A 14897-nucleotide genomic window follows, 5' to 3' on the forward strand; every position below is an offset into this window, starting at 1 on the left:
TGGCGTGGACCTCTGAGCGATCGCGCGATGGCGCTGTGCAATGGCTTTGTCACGTGTGCTCGAAGGCGCACGCGCGCGACATCGAGGGGAAGCTGCCCGCCGAGTACTGGTGAGCCAAGGCGGTAAGGGCTTTCCGCGCGGTCGCGGTGCCGCGGGTCGTGCCCGCGTCCAGCTCGGCGCGCAGCCGGTCGATCCGGCACAGGCCGAAACTGACGGCTGTGCCGAGCAGGCGCAACACGCGCATGGGATCGGGCTCGCGTCTGGCCGCGTCGACCGCGGCGCGGTGCGGTTCGGCGAGACGCAGGCCGTTGTGGTGCACGGTGTCCGGCGGTCTCGACGTGCGTTCGAAGACCAGCCCCTGGCCGTTCAGACGTTGGTTGGGGCCTTGCAGCACGTGTATCAGGTCTGGTTCGGGCAGCGGAGCGCCCTGTTCGCGCAGCGCGTCCACACCCGTGATGATCGTGCCCGGCGCGAAGGCGAGCACGGCGTGCAGTCGTTCGGTGCGCGTGGGGTGGCCCCTCTTGCGGAGGATCACTCCGGGAAGTACCTGTTGCCACGAGCCCGCACGGCAACGCGAGGCGATGACGAGCGGTGAGACTCCGGCTTTGCGCAGGTCCTGCGTGCAGGTGATGGTCATGGGACTGATCGTGCAGGAAGGTCAAGGGGTGTGGGCGGCCCAGTTCGCCGGCTGTGGACAACTCGCGATCTGTGGATAAGTCGCGATCACTCGTCCTCGAAGCCCGGCTGCCACCTGGCGACGATCTTGCGTGCGGGGACGTGCGCGTCGAGCTGGCACAGGATGCCCGTCGCACCCAGCGTGACCCGGTGGATCAGCAGGTACTGCGGCGGCAGGTTCAGCGAGCGGCCGGTCTGCGAGTCCGGGCTGCGCAGGTCGCCGACGCGTTCGGCCTGGTGCTGCAGCCAGCGCCGGGTGAAGTGGAACGACTCGGTGTGCAGCGGCTCGACGAACGGCGCCAGGTAGCCGAGCACGTCCTCGGGGTGCAGCACAGTGTTCTCGCGGATGAAGTTCTCCGAGCGCAGCAGGTCCACCAGGTCGGACGAACGGCCGTCGAGCGCGAGCCTGGTCATCCGGCCGAGCGTCTTCGGCAGGCCGTCGGGCAGGCGGGCGACCGCGCCGAAGTCGATGACGCGCAGACGGCCGTCGTCGCCGAGCATGAAGTTGCCGGGGTGCGGGTCCGCGTGCAGCAGGCCCGAGCGCGAGGGTGCGGAGAAGTGGAACTCCGAGAGCAGCGCGCCCGCGAGGTCGCGCTCCTCGGTGGTGCCGCTGCGGATGATCGACGACAGCGGCGTGCCGGTGATCCAGTCCGTGACCATGACCTTCGGCGACGACGCGACGACCTTGGGCACGAGCACGTGCTCGTCGCCCGCGAACGCCTTGGCGAACGTGCGCTGGTTGTCCGCCTCGTCGCGGTAGTCGAGCTCTTCCAGGTAGCGGTCGCGCAGCTCCTCCAGCAGCGGGCGCACCTCGGTGCCGGGCATGATCGCCTGGAGCAGCCGGGAGAATCGCAGCAGCTGCTTGAGGTCGGCCTTCAGCGCCTCGTCCGCGCCGGGGTACTGGACCTTGACCGCGACCTCGCGCCCGTCGTGCCAGATCGCGTGGTGAACCTGCCCGATGCTCGCAGACGCCGCGGGCTCGTCGTCGAACTCGATGAAGCGCTTCGGCCAGCTCGCCCCCAGCTGCTCGGCGAGCACGCGGTGCGTCGTGCGGGCGGGCATCGGGGGAGCGGCGTGCTGCAGCTTGGTCAGCGCCTCGCGGTACGGGGCGGCGAGCTCGTCCGGCACGGCGGCCTCGAAGACGCTGAGCGCCTGGCCGAACTTCATCGCGCCGCCCTTGAGCTGGCCGAGCACCGCGAACACCTGCTCGGCGGTCTTGGCCGTCACCTCGGCGTTGACCTCTTCCGAGCTGGCGCCGGTCAGCCGCTTCCCCCACCCGCCGACCACGCGCCCCGCGACACCGAGCGGAAGGCTGGCCAGCTTGGCGGTGCGCTGCACGGCCTTGCGCGGAATCTCGGTCACCAAGCCATGTTATGTGCGGCGCACGCGCAGTCAGGGTGCGGATGCCAGCTTCGCTGAGAGGTCGTGCCGACCGCGGGACGCAGTTCGATCGTCCCGTTCCAGGTCGGCGGGGTCAGGCCGCCGCCCCGCACGAAGTCCGCTATCAGCAACGCCTGTGTGACGGCCATCGCACCCGTGGCGGTCGCGAGCACCCGATCCGCCGGCGCCGGCTTCGCGATCAGCTGGGCGGCGACCGCGGGCCACCGGTCGTCGGTGTCGGTGCGGTGCAGGTCGACGCAGGTGGTGCAGGCCGTGCGGCCGGGGAGCACGAGCGGTCCGATGACGCCGACACCCTCTCGCGCGCGGACCGCCAGGTGCGGCGCTCGTGCCGACATCAGGTCGGTGACCAGCTCGGGAGCCGGGAAGTCGGTGACGATCGTCAGGTCCGGGTCCTTCGCGTCGTCGACCAGCGACCGGATGACGTCCGCGAGCTCGCCGTCACCGCTGACCGCGATGCGCCGCTCGGGCTGTCCGCGGTCGATCAGCCCGACGTCGTCGAGGCTCCTCAGCAGCTCGGTGAACTCGGCCGGGTCCTCGCCGCGTTTTTCGACTCTTTCACCCAGTTCAGTGACGGTGTGGCGGCCGTCGAGCCCGAGCAGCTCGTCGACGAACGCCTCGGGCAGCTCACCGACGACGAGCGCGTGCTCGGGGTGGATGCCGATCTGCACCTCACCCGGTCCGCGCCTCAGCACGGCCAGGTCGGGACGGGTTCTGGGGCGCTTCGGAAGATCGCTCATAGGAGGTGGGACTGGCAGGGGGCTGGGCCCCCTGCCAGCGGGTATGTCAGACCTTGGCCTTGCCGAGGATCCGCGTCATCTTCGTCCCGCAGACAGGGCAGGTGCCCTTGGCCATTCGCCGGCCGTTGGTCTCCTCGACCTTGCCGTCGAAGTCGCGCTTCTCGCGACACTTCACGCAGTAGCCGTTGTAGCTCTCGGCCACAGCCCCTCCCTTGCAGTTGTGAGTGCGGACACACTCGGGGACCTTGCCGCGACGGTACCTCCGGAAGGGTGCGATTTGCCGCATGTATACCGGCGCGTGTCTAGCCGCCGATCGGTGTAACTTCACCCGCCGGGTGCGCGCGTGCCGCCGGTTGGGCGCCGCGAATTGTCGGTGCTGGGCTCTACCGTTGCTCCCATGGCCGAACCGCGGGTGGAGGTGCGACGGAGTCCCAGACGCCGTCGCATGGTCAGTGCGTACCGGGAGGGCGACACGGTCGTCGTGCTGCTGCCGGCGCGGATGACCAAGGGGGAAGAGAAGCACTGGGTGGCTGAGATGCTCAGCCGCCTGCAGCGCAGCGAGACGCGCCGTCGCTCGCCTGCGCGCACGTCGGACGAGGCGCTGCTGGCCCGGTGTGCCGAGCTGTCGGCCCGGTACCTGGACGACGCGTTCTCGCCCACATCGGTGCGCTGGGTGCCGCCCATGCGCACGCGGTGGGCGTCGTGCACGCCGACTGAGGGGACCATCCGGGTGTCCGAGCGGCTGCGGGAGGTGCCGTCCTGGGTGCTCGACTACGTGCTGGTGCACGAGCTGGCGCACCTGCGGGTGCCTGGGCACGGGAAGGACTTCTGGGCGCTCGTGCATCGGTATCCGAAGTCTGAGCGGGCCATCGGGTATCTGGAGGGGTTGTCCGCTGCGGCTGGGTTGGGGATTTCTGAGGACTGAGCCTTGGGCGGGCCGGGGGCGGGGGGCAAGGCGGGGGAAGAATGTTCAGGGGAGGGCTTGGCCGCCGGATTCGTGGTGGGGCCGCGCCCGTTTGGCAGTGCGGGGCTCGCTAGTGCGGCGGGCGCTCCATTACGCATCTGCCGGTTTCGCTGGTGCTCGCTTCGCACCTGCCGGTTTTGGCGGTGCTCGCTTGGCTTCTGCCGGTTTGATGGGTGCTCGCTTGGCTTCCGCCGGCTGAGCTGGTGCCTGCTTGGCTTCCGGCCGGTTGAGCTGGTGCCTGCTTGGCTCCTGCCAGTTCCGTCGGTGGCCGCCTCGGGCATGCCGGGTGACCTGTGACCGCCTTCCCGGCTTGCCGCGCTCGCTACGCAGAACACCCCGCCCTCCGGGGTGGAGGGCGGGGTGTCTGAGAGCCGTTGACCAGCGCGTCAGTCCTCGGACGGCTTGTCCGGGTTCTCCTCGCGCAGCGTGCGCTCGAGCTCGGCGATCGGGTCCTCGAGCGCCTTGCGGGTGTTGCCGAGGCGCTCGGCGAACTCCAGCGGGTCGTCCAGGTCCTCGGCGGTGGGGACGAGCTCGGCGTGGTCCCACACGCTGTCGCGCACCTCGGTGCCGTGCTGGTCGCCGACGAGCTTCCACAGCGCGGAAGCGGCGCGCAGGCGGCGGGGGCGCAGCTCGAGGCCGACGAGGGTGGCGAAGGTCTGCTCGGCCGGGCCGCCCGACGCGCGGCGGCGGCGGAGGGTTTCGCGCAGTGCGCCCGCGCCGGGCAGGCGGTCGCCGACGGCTGCGTCCACGACGACGTCGACCCAGCCCTCCACCAGTGCCAGGAGGGTCTCCAGGCGGGCCAGCGCGGCCTTCTGCTCGGGGGTCGTCTGGGGCTCCAGCACGCCCGAGGACATGGCCTCCTCGATCGACGCCGGGTTGGCCGGGTCGATCTGGCCAGCCAGCTGCTCGAGAGCCGAGGTGTCGACCTTGATGCCGTGCGCGAACTCCTCGACGGTGTCGAGCAGGCGCTGGCGCAGCCACGGGACGTGCGTGAACAGGCGTTGGTGGGCAGCTTCGCGGGCGGCGAGGAAGACCATGACCTCGCTGGCCGGGCGCTCCAGGCCCTCGGTGAACTTCTCGATGTTCGCCGGGAGCAGCGCGGCGGTGCCCTCCGGGCCGAGCGGGAGGCCCACGTCGGTCGAGGTCAGGACCTCGGCGCCGAGCTGGGCCAGTGCGTTGCCGAGCTGCGAGCCGAACGCCATGCCGCCCATCTGGCCGAGCATGGACAGCAGCGGGCCCGCGGCCTGCTTGGCCTCGGCGGGCATCGCGTCGACCCACGCGCCGGACATGCGCTGGGCCACCGGGTCGCACAGGCGCTGCCAGGTCGGGATCGTGCGCTCCACCCAGTCGCGGGCCGACCAGGACTGGGTCGTGCGGGTGCCCGCGGGCAGCGACGTCACCGGGTCCAGCCACATCTCGGCCAGGTGCACGGCCTCGGTGACGGCGGTGCTCTGGTCCGGGGTGAAGCCGATCGTCGTCTGCTTCGCCGACAGCTGCTGGAACGCGATCTGCTTCGCCAGGTCGTAGTTGACCGGACCTGTGGATGAGCCCGCGTTGCTCAGCATCGCGCCCAGCTGGCTCAGCATGTTGCCGAGCTGGCTGAAGTCGAACGGATTCTGCTGTCCGCTCTTGTCGTCGGGATCGTGCGGGCTGAACCCGAACGGCACGTCACTCATGCCTCTACCGTACGCGGATCCACATGGTCGTACGCTGTTCAGCCGTGAGTGAAACCGTCACGACCGATCCGGTACCGGCTACCCCTCCACCGAGGGAACGCGGACTGACCCGGCGCACGTGGACGTTGATCATCAGCTTCCTCGCGGTGGCGGTGCTCGGCCTGCTCGGCGGCTTCGCGCGGGTGCCGTACGTCGCGCTCGGGCCTGGGCCCGTCTACGACACGCTGGGGCAGGCCAAGGGTGCCGACGTGGTCAGCGTCGAGGGCCAGAACACCTTCCCCACCAAGGGCACGCTGACGATGACGACGGTGTCGCTCACCGACGACGTCTCGTTGTTCGGCGCGCTCGGGCTGTGGCTCAGCGGGCGGTACGCGCTCGCGCCGCGGGAGGAGTTCTTCAAACCCGGCGAGTCCGAGGAACAGGTCCAGCAGCAGAACCAGAAGGCGTTCAGCGACTCGCAGACCAGCGCCGAGGTCGCCGCGCTGCACTACCTGGGCTACCCCGGCAAGGTCATCGCGAACGAGATCACCAAGGGCAGCCCCGCGGAGAACGTCATCCCGCTCGGCGCCCGGATCCTCAGCGTCAACGGCAAGCAGGTGGCCAGCGCGGACGACGTGCGCGGCGCGCTGGAGAACACCAAGCCGGGTGACCGCATCGACGTCGCGTTCGAGCACGAGGGCACCAGCAAGTCGACGCAGATCACGCTCGGCACGCGCGACGACGGCCGCGCCTCCGGCTTCATCGGCATCCTGCCGGTCGACCGCGCGGACACGCCTTTCAAGATCAAGATCAGCCTGAGCGACGTCGGTGGACCGTCGGCCGGTCTGATGTTCGCGCTGGCCATCGTCGACAAGCTCACGCCAGGTGAGCTCAACGGCGGCCAGAACATCGCGGGCACCGGCGAGATCCAGGGCGACGGCACGGTCAAGCCGATCGGCGGCATCGCGTTCAAGATGGTCGCCGCGCGCGAGTCCGGCGCCACGACGTTCCTCGTGCCCGCCGCGAACTGCCTCGACGCCAAGCAGCAGACGCCGGAGGGCATGAAGCTGGTCAAGGTCGAGAAGCTGCAGGACGCGGTCTCGTCGCTCGAGGCGCTCGCCGCGGGCAAGCCGACCCCGAGCTGCTGAACGCCATGAGGGGAGCTTTCCCAGCGGTCAGCGCTGGGAAAGCTCCCCCCATGGCACAGGTCAGGGCTGGAGGGTCGCCAGCAGCGCGTCGGTCAGGTTCGGGGCCAGCTCGGGGTGCTCGACGAGCTCCTCGGGGATCTCCGGCGTGCCGCGCAGGCGGAGCACGCAGGACACCGTCCCGTCTCGCAGCACGGCGGCGACCAGCCTGGCCTCGCGGCGCTGCGGGTGCTCGGCCGCGAACCTGAGGGCCGCCTCGTCGTCCATCGAACCGCTCTGCAGCTCCTGCTCGGCGTCCGGCGGCAGCACGACGATCTCCTGCGCGAGCGCGCAGCCGTGCACGACAGGCGGCCACTCGATGCCCGCCAGCGCCTCGCCGATGTCGTCGGACGGCAGCGACTCCTGCGCGATCGGCGTCAGTGGTGAGCCCGGATCCAGCTGGTCGGCCAGTTCTGGCTGCTGCGTGATCAGGTCCGCTGTCGACACCAGCGCGAACAGCTGGGGGACCTGGTCCCAGCCTCCGGCTGCGACGAACTCCTCGACCTCGCGGGCAACGGTGGGCAGGACGACTGCCGGCGTTTCACTCGGTGACACGCGCGCCATAGTAATTCGCCGGACCCGACGGGGAACCAAGGCCGCCGTCCGTAGAGTTGGACTAAACGTACGTAAGGCAAGACCGCGATCCAGGAGCGTGCCCCGTGGCCACACGGCCCCCGGTTGGACTGCCGAAACTGTCCCGACGCAGCCGAATCCTGCTCATCGTCGGTGTGGTGCTGCTGTTCGGCTTGATCACCGGCTCACGGCTGCTCGACACCTACGTGAACTGGCTCTGGTTCGGTGAGGTCGACTTCCGCGGCGTCTACACGACCGAACTGCTGACCAAGCTGGCGCTGTTCCTCGCCGTCGGGGTGTTCGTCGGCGGACTGGTCGCGTTCAACCTGTACGTCGCGTACCGGTCGCGCCCGGTGTTCGTGCCCGTCGCCGGACCGGACGACCCAGTGGCGCGATACCGCACGGTCGTCATGCGGCGGATGCGCGTCTTCGGGCTCGGCATCCCGCTGTTCGTGGGGCTCATCGCGGGCGCGTCGGCACAGGCCGACTGGCAGATCGTGCAGCTGTTCCTCAACGCGACGCCGTTCGGGGTCACGGACCCGCAGTTCGGCCACGACATCGGCTTCTACGCCTTCAAGCTGCCGTTTTTCGAGTGGCTGCTGTCCTGGCTGTTCATCGCCACGGCGGTCTCGTTCATCGGCGCGGTCGTCGCCCACTACCTCTTCGGCGGCATCCGGCTCGCCGGCCGCGGCGGGCAGCTGTCCAGCCCGGCCCGGCTGCACCTGGCGCTCGTCGCGGGCTCGTTCGTGCTGCTGAAGGCCGTCGCGTACTTCTTCGACCGCTACGGGCTGCTGTTCGCCAAGCACGACAAGTTCGACGGCGCCAGCTACACCGACATGGCCGCGGTGCTGCCCGCGAAGCTCATCCTGCTGTGCATCGCGGTGTTCTGCGCCGCGGCGTTCTTCGCGGGTGCCTTCATGCGCAACGTCCAGCTGCCCGCGATCGCGACCGTGCTGCTGGTCCTGTCCAGCGTCCTCGTCGGCGCCGCGTGGCCCGCCGTGCTCGAGCAGTTCTCGGTCAAGCCCAACGCGATCGAGAAGGAAGCCACGTCGATCACGCGGAACATCGACGCGACGAAACAAGCGTTCGGTCTCACCGAGGAGAAGGTGCAGACCAAGCAGTACGAGGGCAAGCAGAACATCTCGCTGGACGAGCTCAAGAAGGACCAGGCGACGCTCGGCAACATCCGCCTGCTCGACCCGGCCGTGCTGGGCAAGACGTTCACGCAGTACCAGCAGCTGCGGCCGTTCTACGGCTTCCCGACCAAGCTCGACGTCGACCGGTACACAGTGGACAACCAGCTGCGCGACTACATCGTCGCGGTCCGCGAGCTGAACCTCGGCGGCCTGCCAGAGGGCCAGCGCGACTGGATCAACCGGCACCTGATCTACACGCACGGCAACGGCTTCGTCTACGCCGAGGCGAACAAGGTCAACGCCATCGCGAACGGCAACGACAGCAGCGGCGGCTACCCGGACTTCAAGACCAGTGAGATCGGTCCGGACGGCAAGGCCCGCAACTCCGACAGCGGCATCAAGGTCGACGAGCCGCGGACGTACTACGGCGAGCTCTTCGGCGCCGACGACTACGCGATCGTCGGCGGCAGGCCGGCGGGCGCGCCCGGTGAGTACGACACGGACGCCGCGCAGTACACCTACGGGGGCAAGGGCGGCGTCCCGGTCGGCAGCCTGCTGAACAAGCTGGTCTTCGCCACCGCGTACGGCGAGCGGAACATCCTGTTCAACTCGGCGATCGGTGACGACGCGAAGATCCTCTTCAAGCGGCAGCCGCGGGACCGCGTGCAGGCCGTCGCGCCGTGGCTGACGATCGACGGCGACCCGTACCCGGCCGTCGTGAACGGGCGCATCACCTGGATCGTTGACGGTTACACCACTTTGGAGAACTACCCGTACGCGCAGAAGACCGCGCTGGGCAACGCGACCAACGACTCGCTGACCGCCGACGGCGTCGTCGTGCAGCAGGTCAACCGGGAGATCAACTACATCCGGAACTCGGTCAAGGCCACTGTGGACGCGTACGACGGTTCGGTGAACCTGTACGCGATCGACGAGAAGGACCCGGTGCTCAAGGCGTGGCAGGGCGTGTTCCCCGGCACGGTCAAGCCGAACAGCGACATCTCGCCGCAGCTGCGCGAGCACTTTCGGTACCCGGAGGACCTGTTCAAGGTGCAGCGCCAGACGCTGTCGCAGTACCACGTCACGTCGCCGCGCGACTTCTTCTCCGGCGTGTCGTTCTGGGACGTCCCGAGTGACCCGACGATCGACAACGTGATCACGCCGCAGGCCCAGGAGCAGCAGGGCAAGCAGCGCAGGGACCGCCAGCCGCCGTTCTACGTGCTCGCCGGCGACCCGAACGAGCCGAACAAGGTGAGCTTCCAGCTGACCAGCTCGCTGGTGCGGCAGAACCGGGAGTTCATGGCGTCCTACGTCTCGGTCAGCTCCGACCCGGACACCTACGGGAAGATAAGCGTCCTGCAACTCCAGCAGGACGCGAAGGGCCCGCAGCAGATCCAGACGCAGTTCCTGACGTCCGACACGGTGTCCAAGGACCTGAACCTGCTGAACCAGCAGAAGTCGAACGTCGTGTACGGCAACCTGCTGACCCTCCCGGTCGGTGGCGCGCTGCTGTACGTGGAACCGGTCTACATCGAGCGGGCGTCGCAGCAGACGTCGTTCCCGCAGCTGTCCAAGGTGCTGGTCAGCTTCGGCGACAAGGTCGGCTACGCGTCGACGCTCAGCGCGGCACTGGAACAGGTGCTCACGGGATCGGGCGCGACCGTGCCGCCTGCGGACGGGAACGGGCAGCCGCCGTCGACCACGACGCCGACGACCCCGACGACGCCGAACGCCAACATGAGCCCGGAGCTGCAGGCCGCCATCAAGGACATGCAGACCGCGCTGAACGACATCCGCAACGCGCAGAAGAGCGGTGACTTCACCGCGATCGGCCAGGCGTACACGCGCCTCGACGACGCGATGAAGAGGTTCGACCGGGCCAACGCGGCCGGTTCGGCACCGTCCACGCCGCCGCCTTCTTCGGTCGTTCCATCACCTACTCCGTCGGGCTGACCACGCGATTTGCAGTTCGGTGCTCCACCCCGTAAGGTTCTATTTACCGACGCGGGGTGGAGCAGCTCGGTAGCTCGCTGGGCTCATAACCCAGAGGTCGCAGGTTCAAATCCTGTCCCCGCTACGAGACAGAAGGCCGGAACTCTCGGGTTCCGGCCTTCTTGCTTTCCTGGCCGATGTTGTTTTCTTGCCTGATGCCTCTGACCTGCGAAAACATGGTTAGAGGGGGGTGGTGAAAACAGGGTGACGCGGGGGTGTATAGTTCTTCTTGTAAGGCAGTAGCGGCGCGGGGTGGAGCAGCTCGGTAGCTCGCTGGGCTCATAACCCAGAGGTCGCAGGTTCAAATCCTGTCCCCGCTACAAGGCAGAAGGCCCAGGAACTCAAAGTTCCTGGGCCTTCTTGCTATTCAGCACGTGATTCAGGTCATGTTCTCCGCCCAGTACTCGGCGCACAACATGCTGCTGCAGATGCGTCCGGCGCCGTTGACGGTGCGGTGCTTGCGGATCTGCTTGCCGCACACCATGCACTCGTCCTTGCCGGCCTGCTCCGGAATCGTGCCGCTCGCCCACGCCCGAGCCTGCTGCACGACCTTGTGGTCCATCCACTTGATGCCCATGACCCCGACCTCCTGCTCGCGAACTGCCCGACGGTGATCATTTTCTCAGTGGACGGTGCGGACGCCAGAGCAGAGGCCCGACATCACCGGGTTGTGCTATCGGTCCTCAGGCGTTCGACAGGAAGTCGGCTCCGGGCCGTGAGAAGGGTGCCGCCGATCGGGTGAGGAACCCCGGTTTTCGTTTGTGCGGAAGGGTTTTTCCATCTGGGTTGGACACGGACGGTCAAGCGGCCGAAAGCGTGGTGCGGATCGAGACGCGGTGACTGAATGAGACTTTTCATTGCTCCGCATGGCCCAACATCGCTAGCCCGTGATCAGCCACAGTGGACTCAACGGCTGACCATTGTGGACAGCTCCGCTTTCACGTGGGAACGTTGTTCTTGTGTCAGACCTGAATGCGACCGCAGCCGCCCTACTCGGGCTGCTGCACGACGGACCCAAGACCGGTGGCCAGTTGGTTGCGGAGGCCGGGGAGCGCTTCGGTGCGTTCTTCAGCGTCACCCGCAGCCAGGTGTACCGCGAGCTGCCCGCGCTGGCCGAAGCCGGCCTGCTGCGACTCGGCAAGCAAGGGCCGCGCTCCAGCCAGCAGTACGTGCTCACCGCGGCGGGCAAGAAGGCCTTCAAGACGTGGCTGCTGTCCGAGCCCGGCCCCGACCACCTGCGCAGCCCGCTGATCCTGCGGCTCGTGCACGCGGGGTCGTTGACGGCCAAGCAGCGCACCGGCCTCATCGACACCGCGCGCGGCGTGTACGGCCAGGAGCAGGAGAGCGCCAAGGTTGCCGCCAAGACAGCGGAGGACCCCTACGCGAAGGCGGTGGCCGAGTTCGGCCTGGCCCACGCGAAGGCCGTCCTCAAGCTGCTGGATGCGATTCCGACCGCTTAGCGCCTGGAACAACGGCCTGTGTCAGCACCGGTCGCACCGCGCGACCGGTGCTGGCGTAATCTTCTGCCGTGAACCCGGACGTCGAAGCTGACATCAAGGACCTCTCCGCCACGCTCTCGAGCATCGAGGCGGTGATGGACCTCGATGCCCTGCGCGCTCAGGTCGCCGACCTGGAAGAGCAGGCCGCTCGCCCCGATCTCTGGGACGACCAGGAGAAGGCGCAGAAGGTCACCAGCGCGCTCTCGCACAAGCAGGGCGAACTGCGCCGCATCACCGGTCTGCGCGACCGCCTCGACGACCTCGGTGTGCTCTACGAGCTCGCCGAGGAGGCCGAGGACGAGGCCAGCGCGGCCGAGGCCGACACCGAGCGCGCCAAGCTGCGCGACGAGATCGCGAGCCTCGAGGTGCGCACGCTGCTGTCCGGTGAGTACGACGAGCGCAACGCGCTGGTCACCATCCGCGCCGAGGCCGGTGGCGTCGACGCCGCGGACTTCGCCGAGATGCTGCTCCGCATGTACTCGCGCTGGGCGGAACGCCACGGCTACAACGTCGACGTGTTCGACACCTCCTACGCCGAAGAGGCCGGCATCAAGTCCGCCACCTTCCGCGTCACCGCGCCCTACGCCTACGGCACGCTGAGCGTCGAGCAGGGCACGCACCGCCTCGTGCGCATCTCGCCGTTCGACAACCAGGGCCGCCGCCAGACGTCGTTCGCCGGCGTCGAGGTCGTGCCCGTCGTCGAGCAGACCGACCACGTCGAGATCGACGAGAAGGACCTGCGCGTCGACGTGTACCGCTCGTCCGGTCCCGGCGGCCAGGGCGTCAACACGACCGACTCCGCGGTGCGCCTGACGCACATCCCGACGGGCATCGTCGTGTCCTGCCAGAACGAGCGCTCCCAGCTCCAGAACAAGGCCACCGCGATGGCCGTCCTGCAGGCGAAGCTCCTCGAGCGCCAGCGGCAGGAGGAGCAGGCCAAGATGGACGCGCTCAAGGACTCCGGTTCCAGCTGGGGCAACCAGATGCGTTCGTACGTGCTGCACCCGTACCAGATGGTCAAGGACCTGCGCACGGAACACGAGGTCGGCAACCCGTCCGCGGTGCTCGACGGCGAGATCGACGACTTCCTCGAGGCCGGTATCAGGTGGCGCAAGCAGTCGCAGAGCTGACCGGGTCGCCGTCGCCGAGCCCCGCGTCGTCGACTTCGTGGACGGCTCCAGGTACTCCGGGCCGCTGACCTTCGTGGACGCTCCTGATCTGGTGTCCGTTCTCACCGGGAACCGGAAGTTCAGCACCTTCACGAAGGCGGAGCTGGACGGCTCGTTCGACGCCTCTGCCTGGCCCGACGTGCTGGCCAGCGACATCAGGTCGTGGTGCCCCGGAACCCTCGGCGCGGCCCTCTTCAACTACTGGGACTGACCCCGAAGTTAACCGGAACGGAGGCTTTACGAGGGGCGCAGGTAGACTCGCCCCTCGTGATTCGCCTCGAACACGTTTCCAAGGTCTACAAGACCTCCACGCGTCCCGCGCTCGACGACGTTTCCGTCGAGATGGACAAGGGTGAGTTCGTGTTCCTCATCGGACCATCCGGGTCCGGCAAGTCGACCTTCCTGCGGCTTCTGCTGCGCGAGGAAGTGCCGACGAGGGGACGCGTCTACGTGTCCAACTTCGACGTGGCCAAGATGTCGCGGCGCAGGGTCCCCCGACTGCGTCAGTCCATCGGCTGCGTGTTCCAGGACTTCCGCCTGCTCCCGTCGAAGACGGTGGCGGAGAACGTGGCGTTCGCGCTCGAGGTCATCGGCAAGCCCAAGAACACCATCGTCAAGGTGGTGCCCGAGGTGCTGCAGCTGGTCGGCCTCGACGGCAAGGCGGACCGCTTCCCGACCGAGCTGTCCGGTGGTGAGCAGCAGCGCGTCGCGATCGCCCGAGCGTTCGTGAACCGGCCGCTGGTGCTGATCGCCGACGAGCCGACCGGAAACCTGGACCCCGACACGAGCCAGGACATCATGTTGCTGCTGGAGCGGATCAACCGCACCGGCACGACGGTCATCATGGCCACCCACGACCACTCCATCGTCGACTCGATGCGCCGCCGCGTCGTCGAGCTGAGCTTCGGCAAGGTCGTTCGTGATGACGCGCGGGGTGTTTACGGCGTAGGCCGCTAGACACCCACCCCCGACCCCGACCCAAGGAACACCGCCCCCGATGCGTACCAGCTTCGTGTTCAGCGAGGTCGTCACCGGCCTGCGCCGGAACGTCACGATGACGATCGCGATGATCCTCACGACCGCGATCTCGCTCGGCTTGCTCGGCGGTGGTCTGCTCGTCGTCCGCATGGTCGACAAGATGCAGGCCAACTACGCGGGCAAGCTCGAGGTTGCCGTCATGCTGACGAACGACGTCAGCACGAACGACAAGGACTGCGCCAGCGACCCCTGCAAGGGCCTGCGCAGCGAGCTCGACCAGACCTCCGGCGTCGAGTCCGTCGTCTTCGAGAACCGCGACAAGGGCTTCGAGCGCTTCAAGAAGATCTTCGAAGCCCAGCCCGAGCTGCTGAAGCTGGCGCGTCCGGAAGCCATCCCTGCGACCTTCCGCGTGAAGCTGGAGGACCCCGAGCGCACGGACATCATCAAGACCGCATTCTCGGGCAAGCCCGGCGTGAAGAGCGTCGACGACCAGGGCAAGTTCCTGGAGCGGTTCTTCGAGGGCCTCAACGGCCTGCGCGACATCGTGCTGATCCTGGCGCTGGTGCAGGCGTTCGCCGCGCTGCTGCTGATCTCGAACACCATCCAGGTGTCCGCGTTCACGAGGCGCACGGAAGTCGGCATCATGCGGCTCGTCGGCGCGACCCGGTGGTACACGCAGCTGCCGTTCCTCATCGAGGCGGTGGTCGCAGGCATCATCGGCTCGATCGCCGCGGTCGCCGGTCTCGTGCTGGCCAAGGCGTTCTTCATCGACCGGATCACGAGGAACCTGACGGAGTCGGGCATCATCCCGCCCATCGGGTACCTGGACATCCTGCTGGTGTCGCCGTGGCTGTTCCTCGTCGCGATCATGATCTCGGCGACGACCGGCTACGTCACTCTCCGTCTGTACGTCCGGCTTTAACCGTTCGCCTGA

15 protein-coding genes and 2 tRNA genes are annotated in these 14897 nt (G+C 68.1%); 10 read left to right on the forward strand and 7 right to left on the reverse strand.

What is annotated here, in order from left to right:
• Window positions 1-49: 49 nt before the first annotated feature.
• The 4 genes from FKR81_RS30105 to FKR81_RS43805 all read right to left on the reverse strand — a co-directional run bounded on the left by FKR81_RS30105 (window position 50) and on the right by FKR81_RS43805 (window position 3015).
• On the reverse strand, window positions 50-637 hold the full coding sequence (locus tag FKR81_RS30105; protein ID WP_186763244.1) for a hypothetical protein: 588 nt from the start codon (window positions 635-637) through the stop codon (window positions 50-52).
• Between the two features lie 86 nt (window positions 638-723).
• Window positions 724-2037 (reverse strand): ABC1 kinase family protein, encoded by a 1314-nt coding sequence (locus tag FKR81_RS30110; RefSeq protein WP_146356980.1) that lies wholly within the window; start codon window positions 2035-2037, stop codon window positions 724-726.
• Window positions 2034-2813: a hypothetical protein gene (locus FKR81_RS30115; protein ID WP_146356982.1), complete on the reverse strand. Its 780-nt coding sequence runs from the start codon at window positions 2811-2813 to the stop codon at window positions 2034-2036. Before FKR81_RS30115 ends, FKR81_RS30110 begins: the two co-directional genes overlap by 4 nt.
• 46 nt (window positions 2814-2859) lie before the next feature.
• A complete protein-coding gene (locus FKR81_RS43805) occupies window positions 2860-3015 on the reverse strand; it encodes a DUF5679 domain-containing protein (protein WP_186763245.1) in 156 nt (51 codons plus the stop codon).
• A gap of 195 nt (window positions 3016-3210) precedes the next feature.
• On the opposite strand from FKR81_RS43805, the gene FKR81_RS30120 reads away from it, so the two are divergent.
• Window positions 3211-3738 carry a M48 metallopeptidase family protein gene (locus FKR81_RS30120; RefSeq protein ID WP_146356985.1) on the forward strand — a complete coding sequence of 176 codons (528 nt, stop codon included), beginning with the start codon at window positions 3211-3213 and terminating at the stop codon, window positions 3736-3738.
• Window positions 3739-4163: 425 nt separating this feature from the next.
• Here the strand turns inward: FKR81_RS30120 and FKR81_RS30125 are convergent, their stop codons facing one another.
• A complete protein-coding gene (locus FKR81_RS30125) occupies window positions 4164-5453 on the reverse strand; it encodes a zinc-dependent metalloprotease (RefSeq protein WP_146356987.1) in 1290 nt (429 codons plus the stop codon).
• Between the two features lie 44 nt (window positions 5454-5497).
• Between FKR81_RS30125 and FKR81_RS30130 the strand changes: the two genes are divergently transcribed.
• The gene (locus FKR81_RS30130) at window positions 5498-6580 is read left to right on the forward strand and encodes a YlbL family protein (RefSeq protein ID WP_235921850.1); all 1083 of its coding nucleotides are present in this window, start codon (window positions 5498-5500) and stop codon (window positions 6578-6580) included.
• Between the two features lie 60 nt (window positions 6581-6640).
• Here FKR81_RS30130 and FKR81_RS30135 read toward each other — a convergent pair whose 3' ends face one another.
• Window positions 6641-7180, reverse strand: a complete 540-nt coding sequence (locus tag FKR81_RS30135) for a PPA1309 family protein (protein WP_146356991.1) — start codon at window positions 7178-7180, stop codon at window positions 6641-6643.
• 95 nt (window positions 7181-7275) lie between these two features.
• Here FKR81_RS30135 and FKR81_RS30140 point away from each other — a divergent pair, with 95 nt between their 5' ends.
• The 3 genes from FKR81_RS30140 to FKR81_RS30150 all read left to right on the forward strand — a co-directional run bounded on the left by FKR81_RS30140 (window position 7276) and on the right by FKR81_RS30150 (window position 10637).
• Window positions 7276-10278 carry a UPF0182 family protein gene (locus FKR81_RS30140; protein ID WP_146356993.1) on the forward strand — a complete coding sequence of 1001 codons (3003 nt, stop codon included), beginning with the start codon at window positions 7276-7278 and terminating at the stop codon, window positions 10276-10278.
• 50 nt (window positions 10279-10328) lie between these two features.
• Window positions 10329-10402: transfer RNA gene (locus FKR81_RS30145), tRNA-Met, on the forward strand.
• A 161-nt stretch (window positions 10403-10563) separates the two neighbouring features.
• Window positions 10564-10637, forward strand: a tRNA-Met gene (locus tag FKR81_RS30150).
• Between the two features lie 59 nt (window positions 10638-10696).
• Here the strand turns inward: FKR81_RS30150 and FKR81_RS30155 are convergent.
• A complete protein-coding gene (locus FKR81_RS30155) occupies window positions 10697-10894 on the reverse strand; it encodes a hypothetical protein (RefSeq protein WP_146356995.1) in 198 nt (65 codons plus the stop codon).
• A gap of 382 nt (window positions 10895-11276) precedes the next feature.
• Here FKR81_RS30155 and FKR81_RS30160 point away from each other — a divergent pair, with 382 nt between their 5' ends.
• The 5 genes from FKR81_RS30160 to ftsX all read left to right on the forward strand — a co-directional run bounded on the left by FKR81_RS30160 (window position 11277) and on the right by ftsX (window position 14885).
• Window positions 11277-11777 carry a PadR family transcriptional regulator gene (locus FKR81_RS30160; RefSeq protein WP_146356997.1) on the forward strand — a complete coding sequence of 167 codons (501 nt, stop codon included), beginning with the start codon at window positions 11277-11279 and terminating at the stop codon, window positions 11775-11777.
• Between the two features lie 68 nt (window positions 11778-11845).
• Complete coding sequence (gene prfB / locus FKR81_RS30165) at window positions 11846-12946, forward strand: peptide chain release factor 2 (protein WP_146356999.1); 1101 nt, start codon at window positions 11846-11848, stop codon at window positions 12944-12946.
• A gap of 37 nt (window positions 12947-12983) precedes the next feature.
• A complete protein-coding gene (locus FKR81_RS30170) occupies window positions 12984-13196 on the forward strand; it encodes a hypothetical protein (protein ID WP_146357000.1) in 213 nt (70 codons plus the stop codon).
• 56 nt (window positions 13197-13252) lie between these two features.
• Complete coding sequence (ftsE, locus tag FKR81_RS30175; RefSeq protein WP_146357002.1) at window positions 13253-13942, forward strand: cell division ATP-binding protein FtsE; 690 nt, start codon at window positions 13253-13255, stop codon at window positions 13940-13942.
• Between the two features lie 40 nt (window positions 13943-13982).
• Window positions 13983-14885, forward strand: a complete 903-nt coding sequence (ftsX, locus tag FKR81_RS30180) for a permease-like cell division protein FtsX (protein WP_146357003.1) — start codon at window positions 13983-13985, stop codon at window positions 14883-14885.
• The last annotated feature ends 12 nt before the right edge of the window (window positions 14886-14897 follow it).

The sequence above is a fragment of the Lentzea tibetensis genome (assembly GCF_007845675.1).
Classification (GTDB): Bacteria; Actinomycetota; Actinomycetes; order Mycobacteriales; family Pseudonocardiaceae; genus Lentzea; species Lentzea tibetensis.

Excerpts from the sequence above, each read along its gene's own strand:
- FKR81_RS30105 (WP_186763244.1), bottom strand. The coding sequence starts at position 637 with ATGACCATCACCTGCACGCAGGACCTGCGCAAAGCCGGAGTCTCACCG.
- FKR81_RS30115 (WP_146356982.1), bottom strand. The coding sequence starts at position 2,813 with ATGAGCGATCTTCCGAAGCGCCCCAGAACCCGTCCCGACCTGGCCGTG.
- FKR81_RS30120 (WP_146356985.1), top strand. The coding sequence starts at position 3,211 with ATGGCCGAACCGCGGGTGGAGGTGCGACGGAGTCCCAGACGCCGTCGC.
- FKR81_RS30125 (WP_146356987.1), bottom strand. The coding sequence starts at position 5,453 with ATGAGTGACGTGCCGTTCGGGTTCAGCCCGCACGATCCCGACGACAAG.
- FKR81_RS30135 (WP_146356991.1), bottom strand. The coding sequence starts at position 7,180 with ATGGCGCGCGTGTCACCGAGTGAAACGCCGGCAGTCGTCCTGCCCACC.
- FKR81_RS30155 (WP_146356995.1), bottom strand. The coding sequence starts at position 10,894 with ATGGGCATCAAGTGGATGGACCACAAGGTCGTGCAGCAGGCTCGGGCG.
- ftsX (WP_146357003.1), top strand. The coding sequence starts at position 13,983 with ATGCGTACCAGCTTCGTGTTCAGCGAGGTCGTCACCGGCCTGCGCCGG.